The organism is Microbacterium sp. W1-4-2 (assembly GCF_058349885.2).
In genome coordinates this window covers 1,381,481-1,396,270 of record NZ_JBYRJC020000001.1, presented here as the reverse complement: position 1 = coordinate 1,396,270, position 14,790 = coordinate 1,381,481, and the positions used below count along the sequence as shown (strand labels likewise).

Annotated in this window: 18 protein-coding genes and 2 tRNA genes; 8 read left to right on the top strand and 12 right to left on the bottom strand. The window is 69.8% G+C overall.

Annotated elements, in window-relative coordinates:
- The first annotated feature begins 8 nt into the window (after positions 1–8).
- Both AC3RX0_RS06520 and AC3RX0_RS06515 read left to right on the top strand, forming a co-directional pair.
- On the top strand, positions 9–329 hold the full coding sequence (locus AC3RX0_RS06520) for a hypothetical protein (protein ID WP_491505099.1): 321 nt from the start codon (positions 9–11) through the stop codon (positions 327–329).
- Positions 304–882 (top strand): nucleoside/nucleotide kinase family protein, encoded by a 579-nt coding sequence (locus tag AC3RX0_RS06515; RefSeq protein ID WP_491505098.1) that lies wholly within the window; start codon positions 304–306, stop codon positions 880–882. Before AC3RX0_RS06520 ends, AC3RX0_RS06515 begins: the two co-directional genes overlap by 26 nt.
- Before the next feature lie 3 nt (positions 883–885).
- On the opposite strand, the gene AC3RX0_RS06510 is transcribed toward AC3RX0_RS06515, so the two are convergent.
- The 6 genes from AC3RX0_RS06510 to AC3RX0_RS06485 form a co-directional block, all read right to left on the bottom strand.
- Positions 886–1,359, bottom strand: a complete 474-nt coding sequence (locus tag AC3RX0_RS06510) for a DUF2017 family protein (RefSeq protein ID WP_491505097.1) — start codon at positions 1,357–1,359, stop codon at positions 886–888.
- Positions 1,356–1,655 carry an ATP-dependent Clp protease adapter ClpS gene (gene clpS, locus AC3RX0_RS06505; protein ID WP_491505096.1) on the bottom strand — a complete coding sequence of 100 codons (300 nt, stop codon included), beginning with the start codon at positions 1,653–1,655 and terminating at the stop codon, positions 1,356–1,358. Before clpS ends, AC3RX0_RS06510 begins: the two co-directional genes overlap by 4 nt.
- Positions 1,652–1,999, bottom strand: a complete 348-nt coding sequence (locus AC3RX0_RS06500; protein WP_491505398.1) for a metallopeptidase family protein — start codon at positions 1,997–1,999, stop codon at positions 1,652–1,654. The genes clpS and AC3RX0_RS06500 overlap by 4 nt, the downstream gene beginning before the upstream one ends.
- A gap of 162 nt (positions 2,000–2,161) precedes the next feature.
- A tRNA-His gene (locus AC3RX0_RS06495) sits at positions 2,162–2,237 on the bottom strand.
- 36 nt (positions 2,238–2,273) lie between these two features.
- Positions 2,274–2,900: an oligoribonuclease gene (orn, locus tag AC3RX0_RS06490; RefSeq protein ID WP_491505095.1), complete on the bottom strand. Its 627-nt coding sequence runs from the start codon at positions 2,898–2,900 to the stop codon at positions 2,274–2,276.
- A 65-nt stretch (positions 2,901–2,965) separates the two neighbouring features.
- Positions 2,966–3,038 (bottom strand) — tRNA-Arg (locus AC3RX0_RS06485).
- 102 nt (positions 3,039–3,140) lie between these two features.
- On the opposite strand from AC3RX0_RS06485, the gene AC3RX0_RS06480 reads away from it, so the two are divergent.
- A complete protein-coding gene (locus AC3RX0_RS06480) occupies positions 3,141–3,347 on the top strand; it encodes a methyltransferase (protein ID WP_491505094.1) in 207 nt (68 codons plus the stop codon).
- A 30-nt stretch (positions 3,348–3,377) separates the two neighbouring features.
- Here AC3RX0_RS06480 and AC3RX0_RS06475 read toward each other — a convergent pair whose 3' ends face one another.
- The gene (locus tag AC3RX0_RS06475; protein WP_491505093.1) at positions 3,378–3,629 is read right to left on the bottom strand and encodes a hypothetical protein; all 252 of its coding nucleotides are present in this window, start codon (positions 3,627–3,629) and stop codon (positions 3,378–3,380) included.
- A gap of 248 nt (positions 3,630–3,877) precedes the next feature.
- Here AC3RX0_RS06475 and AC3RX0_RS06470 point away from each other — a divergent pair, with 248 nt between their 5' ends.
- The 4 genes from AC3RX0_RS06470 to AC3RX0_RS06455 all read left to right on the top strand — a co-directional run bounded on the left by AC3RX0_RS06470 (position 3,878) and on the right by AC3RX0_RS06455 (position 7,278).
- The gene (locus tag AC3RX0_RS06470) at positions 3,878–4,411 is read left to right on the top strand and encodes a single-stranded DNA-binding protein (RefSeq protein ID WP_491505092.1); all 534 of its coding nucleotides are present in this window, start codon (positions 3,878–3,880) and stop codon (positions 4,409–4,411) included.
- Positions 4,412–4,459: 48 nt separating this feature from the next.
- Positions 4,460–4,993, top strand: coding sequence for a DUF6993 domain-containing protein (locus AC3RX0_RS06465; RefSeq protein ID WP_491505091.1), 534 nt, complete (start codon positions 4,460–4,462; stop codon positions 4,991–4,993).
- A gap of 85 nt (positions 4,994–5,078) precedes the next feature.
- The gene (ettA, locus tag AC3RX0_RS06460; protein ID WP_491505090.1) at positions 5,079–6,758 is read left to right on the top strand and encodes an energy-dependent translational throttle protein EttA; all 1,680 of its coding nucleotides are present in this window, start codon (positions 5,079–5,081) and stop codon (positions 6,756–6,758) included.
- Positions 6,751–7,278: an acyl-CoA thioesterase gene (locus AC3RX0_RS06455; RefSeq protein ID WP_491505089.1), complete on the top strand. Its 528-nt coding sequence runs from the start codon at positions 6,751–6,753 to the stop codon at positions 7,276–7,278. The genes ettA and AC3RX0_RS06455 overlap by 8 nt, the downstream gene beginning before the upstream one ends.
- Before the next feature lie 19 nt (positions 7,279–7,297).
- On the opposite strand, the gene AC3RX0_RS06450 is transcribed toward AC3RX0_RS06455, so the two are convergent.
- Positions 7,298–8,152, bottom strand: a complete 855-nt coding sequence (locus AC3RX0_RS06450) for an acyl-CoA thioesterase (protein WP_491505397.1) — start codon at positions 8,150–8,152, stop codon at positions 7,298–7,300.
- Positions 8,153–8,204: 52 nt separating this feature from the next.
- Between AC3RX0_RS06450 and AC3RX0_RS06445 the strand changes: the two genes are divergently transcribed.
- Positions 8,205–8,894, top strand: coding sequence for a DUF8185 domain-containing protein (locus tag AC3RX0_RS06445; protein ID WP_491505088.1), 690 nt, complete (start codon positions 8,205–8,207; stop codon positions 8,892–8,894).
- A gap of 45 nt (positions 8,895–8,939) precedes the next feature.
- On the opposite strand, the gene AC3RX0_RS06440 is transcribed toward AC3RX0_RS06445, so the two are convergent.
- From AC3RX0_RS06440 to pepN, 4 genes are all read right to left on the bottom strand, one after another.
- Complete coding sequence (locus AC3RX0_RS06440) at positions 8,940–10,607, bottom strand: FAD-binding dehydrogenase (RefSeq protein ID WP_491505087.1); 1,668 nt, start codon at positions 10,605–10,607, stop codon at positions 8,940–8,942.
- Positions 10,604–11,014, bottom strand: a complete 411-nt coding sequence (locus tag AC3RX0_RS06435; protein ID WP_491505086.1) for a globin — start codon at positions 11,012–11,014, stop codon at positions 10,604–10,606. Before AC3RX0_RS06435 ends, AC3RX0_RS06440 begins: the two co-directional genes overlap by 4 nt.
- On the bottom strand, positions 11,011–12,072 hold the full coding sequence (locus AC3RX0_RS06430; RefSeq protein WP_491505085.1) for a mechanosensitive ion channel family protein: 1,062 nt from the start codon (positions 12,070–12,072) through the stop codon (positions 11,011–11,013). The genes AC3RX0_RS06435 and AC3RX0_RS06430 overlap by 4 nt, the downstream gene beginning before the upstream one ends.
- Positions 12,073–12,236: 164 nt before the next feature.
- Complete coding sequence (gene pepN / locus AC3RX0_RS06425; RefSeq protein ID WP_491505084.1) at positions 12,237–14,786, bottom strand: aminopeptidase N; 2,550 nt, start codon at positions 14,784–14,786, stop codon at positions 12,237–12,239.
- Positions 14,787–14,790: the final 4 nt, after the last annotated feature.

Genomic DNA, 14,790 nt, shown 5'->3' with positions numbered 1-14,790 from the left:
GTGTACTCATGCCCAACATCTCACTCGAGCTCGGCAAGCAGGCGGCGTCCTTCGGCGTGAACGGCGCATACGGACAGCAGCAGGACCTCGACGGCATCCGCGTCATCCCCGTCGCACTGAGCTGGACCGGCTTCGGCGGTGCCGAGAACAAGGACGGCGCGAGCGGTGGGGGCGGGGGCGGATACGCGGTGCCGATCGGCGCCTACGTCCGTCGCGGCGACGACCTGCGCTTCGAGCCGAACATCGTGTCGTTCCTCGCCGTCGCGATCCCGTTCGTCTGGGTCGCCGGGCGGGCACTGGCACGTGTCATCCGCGCCCTCAAGAAGTAGTCGGCTCGCCGAAGCGCTGGACGCCGCCGCGGGCGAGATTCTCACGGCGGCCGCCGCGCACGCGCGAGCCGTCGTCCTGATCGACGGACGCAGCGGTGCGGGGAAGTCCACGCTGGCGCACCTGCTCGTGGACCGCTGGCCGGTCGACGGCGTGCAGCTGGTCGCCCTCGATGCGCTGTATCCCGGCTGGGACGGGTTGGATGCCGGGGCCGCCCTGGCCCGAGACCGCATTCTCGCGCCGTATCGCCGTGGCGAGCTCGCGACCTGGCCCCGGTGGGATTGGGTGGCGAATCGTCCGGCAGAGGACCACACCGTCGCTCCCGATGCGCCGCTGGTGGTGGAAGGCTCGGGCATCCTGACACCCCGCTCGGCGCCGCTGGCCGATGTCACGGTGTGGCTGGACGCGCCGGACGAGCAGCGCAAGCACCGGGCGCTGGATCGCGACGGCGACGGCTACCGGCCGTTCTGGGACCGTTGGGCGGCTCAGGAGAAACGGCACGTGCGTCGCGACGCCCCGCAGGAGCTGGCGAGCCACGTCTTCCGGTTGCCGTGAGCCTCAGTCGTCGGCGGCCTGAACGAGCAGCTCGAGACGGTAGCCGAGCCACTCGTAGATCCCGAACCGCGGGTCGTCGTCGTGGTCGGTCTCGGAGCTGATGCCCAGGCGCGATGCGAGGACGAGCCGGAGTGCGGCCAGCGTCCGTAGCCACGCTTCGCACTGAGCCGCCGAGAGGTCGACGACGAACGTGTCGGTGCGGGCGTCGTCCGCCGCCGGGTCGCCGAGCGTCGACAGCACCACCTGCGCATCCCGATCGCGCCGGGCGAGCAGCTCGTTCTCGGTGAGGTCCCGGAACTGGCGCCCGGCCGCCTCGTCGCCGGGATAGGCGTCGGGTACGAGACGCGCGACGGCAGGATCGGCGGGAGCCGCGGCATCCTGCCCGAATCCGTCGAGCAGATCGCGGAACTGTCGAACGAGACCGGCCAGGTGCGCCGCCTCCATGTGGGTGATCTCCATCACGACGGTGCGACTCATTGGGGCGCCTTCCGGATCGTGGCCCACAGGCCGTAGTCGTGCATGGCCTGGGCGTGCAGCTCCATCTGCTCGCGCGGACCCTCGGCGACCACGGCGTGGCCGTCGTTGTGCACCGCGAGCATCAGGCGCGTCGCGACGTCGCGGGGATAGCCGAAGTACTCGCGCAGCACGCGCACGACATAGCTCATGAGGTTCACCGGGTCGTTCCACACGACCGTCTGCCAGGGGCGGTCCGGGCTCACGGCGTCGTTCAGGTCGACGTCCTGGCGGGTGTCGGGAGTGGCGAGCACGGTCATGCCCACCCCAGTTCGTGCAGCCGGTCGTCGTCGATGCCGTAGAAGTGGGCGATCTCGTGCACGAGGGTGGTGTGCACCTCGTCGCGCAGCGTCTCTTCGTCGTCGCACGCGTCCAGATGCGCTTCGCGGTACAGGATGATGCGGTCGGGCAGCTCGCCTCCGCCGTAGCGGTCGCGCTCGGTCAGCGACCACCCTTCGTACAGTCCGAACAGATCTCGATCGCCGTCTTCGGGGCGATCTTCGACGACGAACACGACGTTCTCGAGGCCGTCGACCATGTCATCGGGCAGCCGATCGAGCTCGTCGACGACGAGGTTCTCGAATGCGGCGGCATCCATCTGCATCATCGGCCGGTGGGCTCCTGTGTCGGATATGCGGGGACGTGTTCCATCTTCGCAGGGTTGGAAGTCGGGCGTGCATACCCGCCGAAGGCGGAGAGGGGAAACGGCCGCGGGGCGCCCTGCGAGCGGTTCTCACCGCCGGCAGCACGCCCCGCACCCCACGACTGGGGTGAGTAACGGGACTTGAACCCGCGACCCCCTGGACCACAACCAGGTGCTCTACCAACTGAGCTATACCCACCATGTGCCTGCCGGAGCAGGCAACCACACGATTGTATTACACCTTCGGGGCGAACTCCGACACGACGGTCTGCGACAGCGCCTTGGCTTCGTCACTCGTCGGCCCGGGCTCAGACACGAAGACGGCGCGGCGGTAATAGTGGAGCTCGCGGATGGACTCCAGGATGTCGGCCAGCGCGCGATGGCCCCCATCCTTGACGGGTGCGTTGAAGTACGTGCGGGGATACCAGCGGCGGGCGAGTTCCTTGATGCTCGACACGTCGACATTGCGGTAGTGCAGCCACCCGTCGACGCGGGGCATGTACTTCGCCAGGAACATGCGATCGGTGCCGATGGTGTTGCCGCCCAGCGGAGCCTTGCCGCCCAGCGGCACGAACTGCTTGATGTAGGCGAGGGTGCGCTCTTCGGCCTCTGCGAGTGACACACCGTGCGGGATCTCTTCGATCAGCCCCGACGTCGTGTGCATCTTGGTGACGAACTCGTTCATGTTCGCCAAGGCGGTATCGCCCGGCCTGATGACCAGCTGGAACCCGGCATCGAGCGGCGTGAGCGTGAAGTCCGTCACGACCACCGCGATCTCGACGAGCTCGTCGACCGCCAGGTCGAGGCCCGTCATCTCGCAGTCGACCCAGACGATTCGGTCGTTCTCGGAAGCTGTCGCCATGAATTCATCCTAATGACGGGCTCCGACGGCATACGGGGCGGCGCCGCACGCACCCCGTGAAAAGGCCCCTCCGGGAGGATTCGAACCCCCGACCTGGCGGGTAGAAACCGCTCGCTCTGTCCCCTGAGCTACGGAGGGAAGGACCATACAAGGCTACCCGGCCCGGGCGGCACAGCGGAACCGGGGTGGCGTCGCCCCACGCCCCGGCGTACGGTCGGCAGTGCGGGAAGGAGGCTCGAGATGTCGGAGAGTGGACATGGCGTATGGGTGGCGCATGGCGCCACGGGTGTCGCCGGGATCATCCGTGCGGTCGACGACGGCTTTTCCGTGACGATCGCCGGTGCCGACGAGTCCGTGGGGACATACCCCACGATGGATGTCGCAAAGGCGGCGCTCCATTCGGCGATGCCCCCGGGCAGCGACTGGCCGAGGTTCGAGCAGCACTGAGATCGGCTGGCGCCGTCGGCCGGGAAGCGGCTATCGGAGCAGGCTGCCGACGGCGTCGTCGATGGACCAGAACGCGCCTCGCTCCAGGAACGCGCGCGACGCGGGGTGGTACCGGCGGGCGACGTAGCGCGTGCCCCGCGGATCAGGTCGCGCATCGACGTGGCCGACGATCACGCCCGAGTCGTCGAGCACCCGCCATCGCCCGGCGCCGATCGCGGTGAGCCTGGCGTGCGTGGCGGGCCTCAGGCGCGGCGAGGGAGCGAAGGGGAGCGAAGCGAGCATGATGACCTCCGCTCTCGAAGATATGTCCGACCTCGGACATCGGCTCCCGGGCGTCCGACAGCCGGTTCGCCGCCTCCTCCCCAGAACGCACTGAGACCTCGATTCGTCCGTGTTGTCCCCAGATCGTGCGATCCGGCTCCCAGGCGTCAGCCGCTCCCGTCAGGGTGGGATCAGCTCCGGCGTCCGACGGGCACGGGGCGCCGGAGCGACCGACCGGATGTTCCGGAGTGATTCGGAAGGACAGTGAGATGAGCGACAACATCACGATCGTGGGCAATCTTGCCGCTGAGCCGGAGCGGCGCCAGACGACCAACGGGACGACGGTGACGACGTTCCGGGTGGCCAGCAGCCAGCGGCACTACGACAAGGACAAGGACAGCTGGGTCGAGTCGGGCACGAACTGGTACCAGGTGTCGGCGTTCCGCTCGCTCGCCGATCACGCGTTCGCGTCGTTGCACAAGGGCGATCGCGTGATCGTGACGGGGCGGCTCAAGCTGCGCCAATGGGAGAACCAGAAGGGCAAGGGGCTGAGCGTCGAGATCGACGCCGATGGGGTCGGCCACGATCTGCTGTGGGGGACGACCAGCTACACCCGGCGCAACGGCGCCGCGAGCTGGAACGTGCCGGGCGAGCAGACGGGCGGGACGCCCGATGCCGCCGCCACGGATCAGTGGGAGACGGCTGCTCCGGGTGGCGCGCCGGGCCAGGCGGCACCGGGCGAGCAGACGGTCGACGAGACCGCGGCGACGGGCACGCCCGAGCTCGCCGATGCACCTTTCTGAGTGTGATCGGCGCCGGAGCGGGTCGGGCGTCTGTCCTAGACTCGGTGCGTGCTGACGTCTGCGACCCGCCCGGCGCGGTTTCGTGTGATCGCGGCGATCTGCGTGCTCGCAGCCGGCCTGGCCGTGTCTGCGGGCTGCGCGGCGACTGCGCCAGACACCCCGGCCCGTTCGGCCGCGTCTTCGGCTGCCGTCGATGGCGGTCCGTCCCCCTCGCACCCCTCACACCCGTCGCGCTCGCCGTCGGCGGCCGTGCTGGTGCCGGGCGGGTCGGCACAGCAGAACCTGGCGGTCTTCCGGGCGGTCACCGAGCGCGTCTGGCACGGCCCCGGTCGCGCGCACGGTCGCGCCTACGTCGACGCGCTCGTCGCGGCCGGATTCGACAAGAAGGCCATGCAGGTGACCGAGGATCGCTCGACCGTCGGCAATGCCGCCGAGAGCCTGCAGTTCTCTGTGCGTTGGAAGGACGGCGAGTGCCTCGTCGGACAGGTGGGCCCCGATACCGGTTCGCCCGTCACAGTGGTACTCCCCGGACTCGCCGACGGCGCCTGCCTGCTGGGTGCGACGCGACCCATCGACTGGTGAGACCCGCCCGGCGGGCGAGGCGGGGTGGGACGGGTAGGCTGGGAGGCTGATGTCGCGCCCGGCGACATCACCCAGGGAGTGCGTTTTGGCTGAGTACATCTACCAGATGGTCCGTGCCCGCAAGGCGGTCGGCGAGAAGCTGATCCTCGACGACGTCACGATGGCGTTCCTGCCCGGCGCGAAGATCGGCATGGTCGGTCCGAACGGCGCCGGAAAGTCCACGATCCTGAAGATCATGGCCGGTCTCGACCAGCCCTCCAACGGCGAGGCGATGCTCTCTCCCGGTTATTCGGTCGGCATCCTCATGCAGGAGCCGGAGCTCGACGAGTCCAAGACCGTCCTGGAGAACATCCAGCAGGGCGTCGCGATCAAGAAGAAGCTCGACCGCTTCAACGAGATCTCGGCCCTGATGAGCGACCCCGACGCCGACTTCGACGCGCTGCTGGCCGAGATGGGCACGCTGCAGGAGGAGATCGACGCCGCCGACGCCTGGGATCTCGACTCGCAGCTCGAGCAGGCCATGGACGCCCTGCGCACGCCCCCGGGAGACGCCGCGGTCTCGAACCTCTCGGGCGGCGAGAAGCGGCGCGTCGCACTGACGCAGCTGCTGCTGCAGAAGCCCGATCTGCTGCTGCTGGACGAGCCCACCAACCACCTCGACGCCGAGAGCGTGCAGTGGCTCGAGCAGCACCTGCAGAAGTACCCCGGCGCCGTGATCGCCATCACCCACGATCGGTACTTCCTCGACAACGTCGCGGAGTGGATCGCCGAGGTGGACCGCGGCCGGCTCATCGGCTACGAGGGCAACTACTCGACCTACCTGGAGAAGAAGGCCGAGCGCCTCGACGTCCAGGGCAAGAAGGACGCCAAGCTCGCCAAGCGCCTGGCCGACGAGCTGGACTGGGTCCGCTCGAACACCAAGGGGCGCCAGGCGAAGTCGAAGGCCCGCCTCGCACGCTACGAAGAGATGGCGGCCGAGGCCGAGCGCACGCGCAAGCTCGACTTCGAAGAGATCCAGATCCCGCCGGGACCGCGCCTGGGCAGTGTCGTGATCGAGGCGAAGAAGCTGCAGAAGGGCTTCGACGGTCGCTCCCTGATCGACGGCCTCAGCTTCAGCCTGCCGCCGAACGGCATCGTCGGCGTGATCGGTCCCAACGGCGTCGGCAAGACCACGCTGTTCAAGACGATCGTCGGCTTGGAGAATCTCGACGGCGGCGACCTGAAGATCGGCGAGACCGTGCAGATCAGCTACGTCGATCAGAGCCGTGGCGGCATCGACCCGAACAAGACCCTGTGGGAGGTCGTCTCGGACGGCCTGGACATCATCACCGTCGGCAAGACCGAGATACCCTCGCGCGCATACGTCTCGAAGTTCGGGTTCAAAGGACCCGACCAGCAGAAGAAGGCCGGCGTCCTGTCGGGCGGTGAGCGCAACCGCCTGAACCTGGCGCTGACGCTCAAGCAGGGCGGCAACCTGCTGCTGCTCGACGAGCCCACGAACGACCTCGACGTCGAGACCCTGCAGTCGCTCGAGAACGCGCTGCTCGAGTTCCCCGGCTGCGCCGTGGTCGTCACCCACGACCGGTGGTTCCTCGACCGCATCGCGACGCACATCCTCGCCTACGAGGGGACCGAAGAGGACCCCGACAAGTGGTACTGGTTCGAGGGCAACTTCGAGGCGTACGAGAAGAACAAGATCGACCGCCTGGGTCCTGAGGCCGCCGCTCCGCACCGCTCGACGTACCGCAAGCTGACCCGTGACTGACACCGCTCCCGTTGCCGGCACCCGCGCGGAGGCGGTGGGACGCCGTCTGCACATCCCCATCCGGTTGCGCTGGGCCGACCTCGACGCGTACAACCACGTCAACAACACGTCGATGCTCAAGCTGCTCGAAGAGGCGCGGGTGCGGGCACTGTGGGTCCCGGAGGCGGGTGAGGACGCCCCGCCGACGGCCGTCCTGGACTCGGGGCTGGGCAGCGGCGTCCTGACCCTCGTCGCGCGCCAGGAGATCGAGTACCTCGCGCCTGTGCCCTACCAGCGGCACCCGCTCGACGTGCAGCTGTGGTTCGGCAAGATCGGCGGCTCGAGCTTCGAGGTCTGCTACGAAGTGTGCTCGCCGACCGAGACCGCGGGAGAGGGCGGGCAGCGTGTGTACGCCCGCTCCACGACCGTCGTCGTGAAGGTGGATGCCGCGACCGGGCGTCCGCTGCGTCTGAACGCGGTCGAGCGCGAGGCGTGGGCGCCGTACGGCGGCCCGCCGATCAGATACGCCCACCGCCGTTGAGCGGGCCCCGTCGCCAGGGTCAGCCGGCGTCGGGAACGCGCACCATGATCTCCTGCGCGACGGAGGCGATCAGCACGCCCGCCTGCGAGTAGATCCGCCCCTGGGCGAGGCCCCGCCCGCCCCGGGCGCTCGGGGACTCCTGCACGTACAGCATCCACTCGTCCACCCGCCCCTCCCGGTGCCACCACATCGCGTGGTCGAGGCTGGCGACCTTCAGCCCGGGCGTGGCCCACGAGATGCCGTGCGCGCGCAGGATCGATTCCTGGATCGACATGTCGCTGAGATAGGCCAGGGCGGCGCGATGGATCGCCGGGTCGTCGGGCAGCGGGCGGCGGGTGCGCATCCACACGGCCTGGTGGGGCACCCGTTCTCCGTCGACGTCCGCGTAGATCGGCGACGAGATGTGCCGCATGTGCACGGGCCGGTCGGTGAGCAGCCGCTGCGAGAGCGGGTGCAGCGTCGCGATCTGCTCGACGTCGTCGGGCACTTCGTCGGGACCCGGAACCTCGGGCATCGGGGCCTGGTGCTCGAGCCCCGGCGCGTCGTCCTCGAACGACGAGATCATCGAGAAGATGGGCACCCCGTTCTGGAACGCCTGTGTGCGCCGGGTGGAGAACGAACGGCCGTCGTGGATGCGGTCGACCGCGAACGTGATCGGCTGCGACGCGTCGCCGGGGCGCAGGAAGTAGCCGTGCATGGAGTGCGCGATGCGGCCTTGGGCGACGCTGCGCTGCGCGGCGACGATCGACTGGGCGAGCACCTGACCGCCGTAGACGCGGCCGAGCGGCATCGGCTGCGACACGCCGACGAAGATGTCCTCGGTCGTGCGGGCGTCGGAGCCGGCGAGGTCGAGCACGGCCAGCAGCGAGGCGATCGGATCGGCAGGAAGGGCTGCGGCGTCGGTCACGTCGACTAGCTTAGAACCGATGCCCGAGCGCCTCTTGTTCCCGGATGCCGGTGCCGCCGCCGACATCGTCACCTTCGCGCGCCGCGCTGCCCGAGCGGGCGACGGTGCGGTGCACCTGCGCGCCGCCGCAGGCGTGCTCGCGACCAGTGCCGCGCCGCTGCTGCGTCAGGGGCTGCTGGATGCCACCCCCACGATCATGGGGATGCGGATCCTCCCGGTCGATCCGGAGCTCGAATGCGATGTCGTGGTCGAGGCATCCGCTCTCGTCGTCGCCGGCGACGATCCCGCTGCGGTGGTGCTCCCGGCGACGGGGTTCGAGACGCCGCTGTGGGCCGCCGCAGAGCCCCCGCGCGGGCCCTGGACGCTGCAGGGAACGCTGGGCAGCGCGGCCCTCGTCGAGCGTGCGCAGTGGGGGATGTCGGCGGTGGCGCACGCCCTGCCCGACGACCCCGGTGACCCGCTCGTGCAGGCCGTGCGCGCCAGGGTCTGGAACGAGCCCGATGACGCACTGGGCCGCCTTCCGCGCGGTGTCGCGTTCGTCGCGCACCTGCTCGGGTTCCTGGGCGCCGAGAGCGAGGCCGCCGACGTGCGCACGTCCGGCCGCTGGACCCGCATCACGCTGCGCCGCGGGCACGTGCTGCTGCGCGGACCGCTGCACGTCGGGATGACCGGCGTGCGGGCCACCGGCGCACGCGAGCCCGTCGCGTAGCGCGGTCGGCGCGTCGCCGCACGGCTCCGACGGCTGCGGCAGACTTCAGACGGCGGCTGCGGCCGCCCGGCCCGCCGCACGGCCCGAGAAGAGGCATCCGCCCACGAACGTGCCCTCGAGCGCGCGGTACCCGTGCACGCCGCCGCCGCCGAACCCCGCCGCCTCGCCGGCCGCGTACAGCCCCGGCACCGGCCGGCCGTCGGCGCCCAGTGCCCGCGACTGCAGATCGGTCTCGATGCCGCCCAGGGATTTGCGGGTGAGCACGTGCAGCTTCACGGCGATGAGCGGTCCCGCCGCGGGGTCGAGGATGCGGTGCGGCGTCGCGGTGCGGATCAGCTTGTCGCCGCGGTACGAGCGCGCGGAGCGCAGCATTGCGATCTGGGCGTCCTTCGTGAAGTCGTTGTCGATCTCGCGATCGCGCGCTTCGACCTCGAACCGCACGCGCTCGGGGTCGAGCAGCTCGCCGCCGGGCAGCGCCTGCATCCCTGCGATCAGCTCGTCGAGGTCGGCGCGGACGACGAAGTCGGCGCCCTTGTCGAGGAAGGCCTGCACGGGGCCGGCGGCGCCCTTGCCCAGCCGGGACTTGACCAGCAGCGGCAGGTCCTTGCCGGTCAGGTCGGGGTTCTGCTCGCTGCCCGAGAGGGTGAACTCCTTCTCGACGATCTTCTGCGACAGCACGAACCAGGAATGGTCATGGCCGGTCGCGCGCAGGTGCGCGAGGGTGCCCAGGGTGTCGTAGCCGGGGAACAGCGGCACCGGCAGCCGGCGTCCGGTCGCATCGAGCCAGATCGACGAGGGCCCGGGAAGGATCCGGATGCCGTGACCCGGCCACACCGGATCCCAGTTCTGGACCCCCTCGACGTAGTGCCACATCCGGTCGCCGTTGATCAGGCGCGCGCCCGCGGTGCCGGCGATCGCGTGCATCGACCCGTCGACATACGCCGGCACTCCCGTGATCATCGCGTCGGGGGGAGTGCCGAGCCGTGCCGGCCAGTTGCGGCGCACGAGGTCGTGATTGCCGCCGATGCCGCCCGACGACACGACGGTCGCGGTCGCGGTCACCGTGAACGAGCCGACGACCTCGCGTGCAGTGGCCACTCCGCGGGCGGCTCCGGTCGGGGCGAGGATGTCGCCGGCGGCTCCCGTCACGGTGCCGTCGGACGAGGTCAGCGCGGTCACCCGGTGCCGGGGGAGGATCGTGATGCGACCGGTCGCCTCGGCCTGCTCGACCGCGGCCTGGAACGGGGCGACCAGGCCGGGCCCTGTGCCCCACGTGATGTGGAAGCGCGGCACCGAGTTGCCGGGCCCGGTCGCGGTGTAGCCGCCGCGTTCGGCCCAGCCGACGACCGGGAAGAAGCCGACGCCCTTTTCACGCAGCCACGCGCGCTTCTCGTGATGGGCGAACTGCAGGTACGCCTCCGCCCAGCGGCGGGGCCAGGCATCCTCGTCCCTGTCGAAACCGGCGGTCGCGAACCAGTCCTGGCGCGCGAGCTCCAGAGAGTCGCGGATGCCGAAGCGGCGCTGTTCGGGCGAGTCGATGAAGAACAGCCCGCCGAAGGACCACCACGCCTGGCCGCCGAGGTTCGTGCGCGGCTCCTGATCGACGATCACGACCCGCTTGCCGGCGGCGGCGGCCTCGGCGGCGGCAACGAGCCCCGACAGCCCCCACCCGACGACGAGCAGGTCGGTCGAGTGCGCGGCGTCGCCGATCACGAGGCGACGTCCGGGGTCGGTTCGAACGTGTTGACCAATGAGTGGGCCGCCCGCTGCAGGTAATCCCACAAGGTCGCGTCGTGCAGCGGCGGGAGCTGCAGGGTGTCGAGCGCGTCGCGCATGTGGCCCAGCCAGCGGTCGCGCGCGTCGGGGTTCACATGGAACGCGACGTGGCGCATGCGCAGCCGCGGGTGTCCTCGCCGCTGGCTGTAGGTGGTGGGCCCGCCCCAGTACTGCTCGAGGAACATCGTGAGCCGCTCCTCGGCGCCGTCGAAGTCGTCCTGCGGATACATCGGCGAGAGGACGGGATCGGTGCGCACCCCGCGGTAGAACTCGTGCACGAGCTTCTGGAACACGGCGTGGCCGCCGACCTCGTCGAAGAAGCTCAGCGGCTGGGCGTCGGTCATGGCTTCTCCTCGGGCGGGGTCGGGCCCCGCTTCTTGCCGGACTTCTTCGGCTTCCACACCACCGGCTGGGGCTTGGTGATGGGCGGGTGCGCGCCGCGGACCCGCTGCGCTCCCTCGGCACCCTCGAGCACGACCGATGCGACGCCGCTGAGCGCGAGCTCGGCATCCTCCATGTCGCGCTTGAGGCGCATGCGCAGCTCGCTGGCCACGTCGTCCTTGGCGTGTGTGCGGGTCTTCAGGACCACCCGCAGCACGAGCGTCTCGTCGGCCAGGGTCTGCAGCCCCCACAGCTCCGGATAGCCGGTGATCCGCGTGCGCCAGGCCTGGTCCTTGGTGAGCTGGGTCGCCGTGTCGAGCATGTGCTTCTCGACGGCGGCGACATCGGCATCGGCGGGCACCGTCACGTCGACGATCACGCGCGACCAGCCCTTGGCCATGTTGCCGATGCGGGTGACCTCGCCGTTGCGCACGTACCAGAGCGTGCCGTTCACGTCGCGGACGTGCGTGACGCGCACGCTCACGTACTCGACGACGCCGGTGGCAAGACCCAGGTCCACGACGTCGCCGATGCCGATCTGGTCCTCGGCGACGATGAAGATGCCGTTGAGCACGTCCTTGACGATGTTCTGCGCGCCGAAGCCGAGGCCGGCGCCGAGGGCCGCGGTCAGCAGCGCGAAGGAGCCGAGGATGCCGGGGAACAGCAGGTTCACGATCAGGATGATCGCGATCACCGCGATGAGCACGTTGACGATGTTGCTGAGGATCGTCCCGAGGGTGCGGGTGCGCTGCACGATGCGCACCGCCGCCAGGGGTGAGCGGTCGATCGCCTGTGTGTCCTGCACCTGCGCCTTGCTCTTGGCGCCGTTGACGATGCGGGTGACGACGCGCCGGATGAGGATGCGCAGCAGCCACGCGATGACCACGGCGCCGATGACGATGCCGATCGCGCCGGCGACGAGCACACCCGCGTGGATGAGGTTGCTCAGCACGTCTTCCCAGAAGGTGGGCTTGTCAGCCGACGCGGCGGCGGCGGTCAGGATTCCGATCAGGTTGGGCATCGCTCCGATCCTAACGAGCGGCGGCTTGCCGGGGCCTGGGTGCTCTTGCGACGAGTCGGGCGCAGCGGACCAGGGTCATGCGCTATCGGGCGGCCGCGGCATCCCGCATCCGCCTGCGGTACCGATTCACATGACCGGAACCGGTACCGCAGTGCGGTGTCGCATCAGTCCTGCGCGTCGCGGGCCTGCACGGTGAGGGCCCGCTCGACGCCGGCGAGGTTCTCGGCGACCAGGCGGCGCAGGGCCGCCGGGGCGTCGGGGTGGTCGGCCAGCCAGGTGCGCGTCGCATCGCGCAGTTCGGTGTTCGCCAACGGGGCCGGGTACAGGCCGCTGATGAGGTAGTTCGCGATCTGGTAGGTCCGCTCGTTCCAGACCGGCAGCAGCATCTCGAAGTACTGCTCGCCGAACGGCTCGAGGGTCGCGACCCCGGCAGGGTGAACGAAACCGGCCGCCGCGGCCCGCACCACCGTGTTCGGCAGCTCGTCGCGCACGACCAGGCTGTCCCACGCGGCCTGCTTGGATGCCTCGTCGGGCAGTGCGGCCTTCGCCTGGGCGGCGAACTCCGCGCCCTTGGCGGTGTTGTCGGCCGTGTGAGCCGCGTCGATGTCGTCGGCGGTGACCGTGCCGCCGGCGGCGAGCGAGATCAGCAGCTGCCACGACAGGTCGGCATCGATCTCGAGTCCGTGCAGTCGCACCTCGCCGTCGCGCAGCCGCCGCACGGTGTCCCACTGGGCGTCGGTGGCGGCCGCCGCGGCGAACGCCGTGACCAGCTGCAGCTGGCTGTCGCTGCCGCCCTCGGCCGCCTCGGCGAGCGCCCACAGGCCGTCCGCCACCCGCTCGCGGGTCTGGTCGCGGTGCGACGGCGCCACGTAGGCGTTCGCCGCAAGCAGCAGCTGGCTGAGCGTCGTGCGGATCGTGGTGGACTCGGTCTCGGCGCCGATGTTGCCCAGCACCAGGTCGATGTAGTCGCTCGGAGATGCCTCGGCGTCGCGCGTCTGGTCCCACGCGGCGCCCCACACGAGAGACCGGGCGAGCGGGTCGCTGATCTCGTCGAGGTGGCCGATCGCCGTGGCCAGGGACGTCTCGTCGAGCCGGATCTTCGCGTAGGCGAGGTCGTCGTCGTTCAGGAGCACCAGGTCGGGGCGCTTGAGGCCCTTCAGCTCGGGGACGTCGGTGCGGTCGCCGTCCACGTCGAGCTCGATGTGGTGGACGCGCACCAGGGCGTCATCCTTCAGGTTGTAGAACCCGATGCCGAGGCGATGCGGGCGGATGGTCGGGTAGTCCGCGGGTGCGGTCTGCACGACGCCGAACCGGGTGATCACGCCGTCGGCGTCATCCACGATCAGCGGCGAGAGCGTGTTCACGCCGGCGGTCTCGAGCCACTTCTTCGACCAGCCCGACAGGTCACGGCCGCTGGTGACCTCGAGCTCGGCGAGCAGGTCCTTGAGCTCGGTGTTGCCCCACTGGTGCTTCTGGAAGTAGGCGGCGACCCCGGCGAAGAACTCGTCGATGCCGACCCAGGCGGTCAGCTGCTTGAGCACAGACCCGCCCTTCGCGTATGTGATGCCGTCGAAGTTGACCTGCACGTCCTCGAGGTCGTTGATCGTGGCGACGACCGGATGCGTCGAGGGCAGCTGATCCTGCCGGTAGGCCCAGCTCTTCTCCATCGCGTTGAACGTGGTCCACGCCTGCGTCCACTCCGTGGCCTCGGCCGTGGCGATCGTCGACGCCCACTCGGCGAACGACTCGTTCAGCCACAGGTCGTTCCACCACTTCATGGTGACGAGGTCGCCGAACCACATGTGGGCCAGCTCGTGCAGGATCGTGACGACGCGGCGCTCCTTGACGGCGTCGGTGACCTTGCTGCGGAACACGTAGGTCTCGGTGAAGGTGACCGCGCCCGCGTTCTCCATCGCGCCGGCGTTGTACTCGGGCACGAACATCTGGTCGTACTTCTCGAACGGGTACGGCACGCCGAACCTGCCCTCGAAGTACGCGAAGCCCTCGCGGGTCTTCTCGAAGATGTACTCCGCGTCCATGTACTGCCACAGGCTCTTGCGCGCGAACACGCCGAGGGGGATGACGCGGCCCGAGGCGCTGGTCAGTTCCGAGTACGTCGCCTCATAGGGACCGGCCACGAGCGCCGTGATGTACGACGAGATGCGCGGCGTGCGGGTGAACGTCCACGTCGCGGTCTCGGCATCCACCGCCGCAGGCGCGGGCGTCGGCGAGTTCGAGATGACCTTCCAGCCGGCGGGCGCGGTGACCGTGAACTGGAAGCCCGCCTTCAGATCGGGCTGCTCGAACACCGCGTACATGCGGCGCGCGTCGGGCACCTCGAACTGCGAGTACAGGTAGACCTCGCCGTCGACCGGGTCGACGAAGCGGTGCAGGCCCTCACCGGTGTTCGTGTACATGCAGTCGGCGTCCACGATCAGTTCGTTCTGTGCGGCGAGCCCGTCCAGGGCGATGCGGGAATCCGCGTACACGGTCGCAGGATCGAGCGACCGGCCGTTCAGCGTGATCGAGTGCACCTCGCGAGCGAGCAGATCGATGAACGTCGCCGCGCCCTCGGTGGCTGCGAAGCGGACCGTGGTGGTCGAGCGGAAGACCTCGGGCCCCCCGGTCAGATCGAGCACGACGTCGTATTCCTGCGTGTCGACGACGGCACGGCGCTCCTGCGCTTCGATGCGGGTGAGGTTCTCTCCAGGCACTGCG

What these genes read in the sequence shown, in the direction of transcription:
- AC3RX0_RS06430 (WP_491505085.1), bottom strand. Translation starts at nt 12,072, where the DNA reads ATGCCCAACCTGATCGGAATCCTGACCGCCGCCGCCGCGTCGGCTGAC.
- AC3RX0_RS06500 (WP_491505398.1), bottom strand. Translation starts at nt 1,999, where the DNA reads ATGCAGATGGATGCCGCCGCATTCGAGAACCTCGTCGTCGACGAGCTC.
- orn (WP_491505095.1), bottom strand. Translation starts at nt 2,900, where the DNA reads ATGGCGACAGCTTCCGAGAACGACCGAATCGTCTGGGTCGACTGCGAG.
- AC3RX0_RS06475 (WP_491505093.1), bottom strand. Translation starts at nt 3,629, where the DNA reads ATGCTCGCTTCGCTCCCCTTCGCTCCCTCGCCGCGCCTGAGGCCCGCC.
- AC3RX0_RS06510 (WP_491505097.1), bottom strand. Translation starts at nt 1,359, where the DNA reads ATGAGTCGCACCGTCGTGATGGAGATCACCCACATGGAGGCGGCGCAC.
- AC3RX0_RS06435 (WP_491505086.1), bottom strand. Translation starts at nt 11,014, where the DNA reads ATGACCGACGCCCAGCCGCTGAGCTTCTTCGACGAGGTCGGCGGCCAC.
- AC3RX0_RS06470 (WP_491505092.1), top strand. Translation starts at nt 3,878, where the DNA reads ATGAGCGACAACATCACGATCGTGGGCAATCTTGCCGCTGAGCCGGAG.
- AC3RX0_RS06445 (WP_491505088.1), top strand. Translation starts at nt 8,205, where the DNA reads ATGCCCGAGCGCCTCTTGTTCCCGGATGCCGGTGCCGCCGCCGACATC.
- AC3RX0_RS06520 (WP_491505099.1), top strand. Translation starts at nt 9, where the DNA reads ATGCCCAACATCTCACTCGAGCTCGGCAAGCAGGCGGCGTCCTTCGGC.
- AC3RX0_RS06480 (WP_491505094.1), top strand. Translation starts at nt 3,141, where the DNA reads ATGTCGGAGAGTGGACATGGCGTATGGGTGGCGCATGGCGCCACGGGT.
- clpS (WP_491505096.1), bottom strand. Translation starts at nt 1,655, where the DNA reads ATGACCGTGCTCGCCACTCCCGACACCCGCCAGGACGTCGACCTGAAC.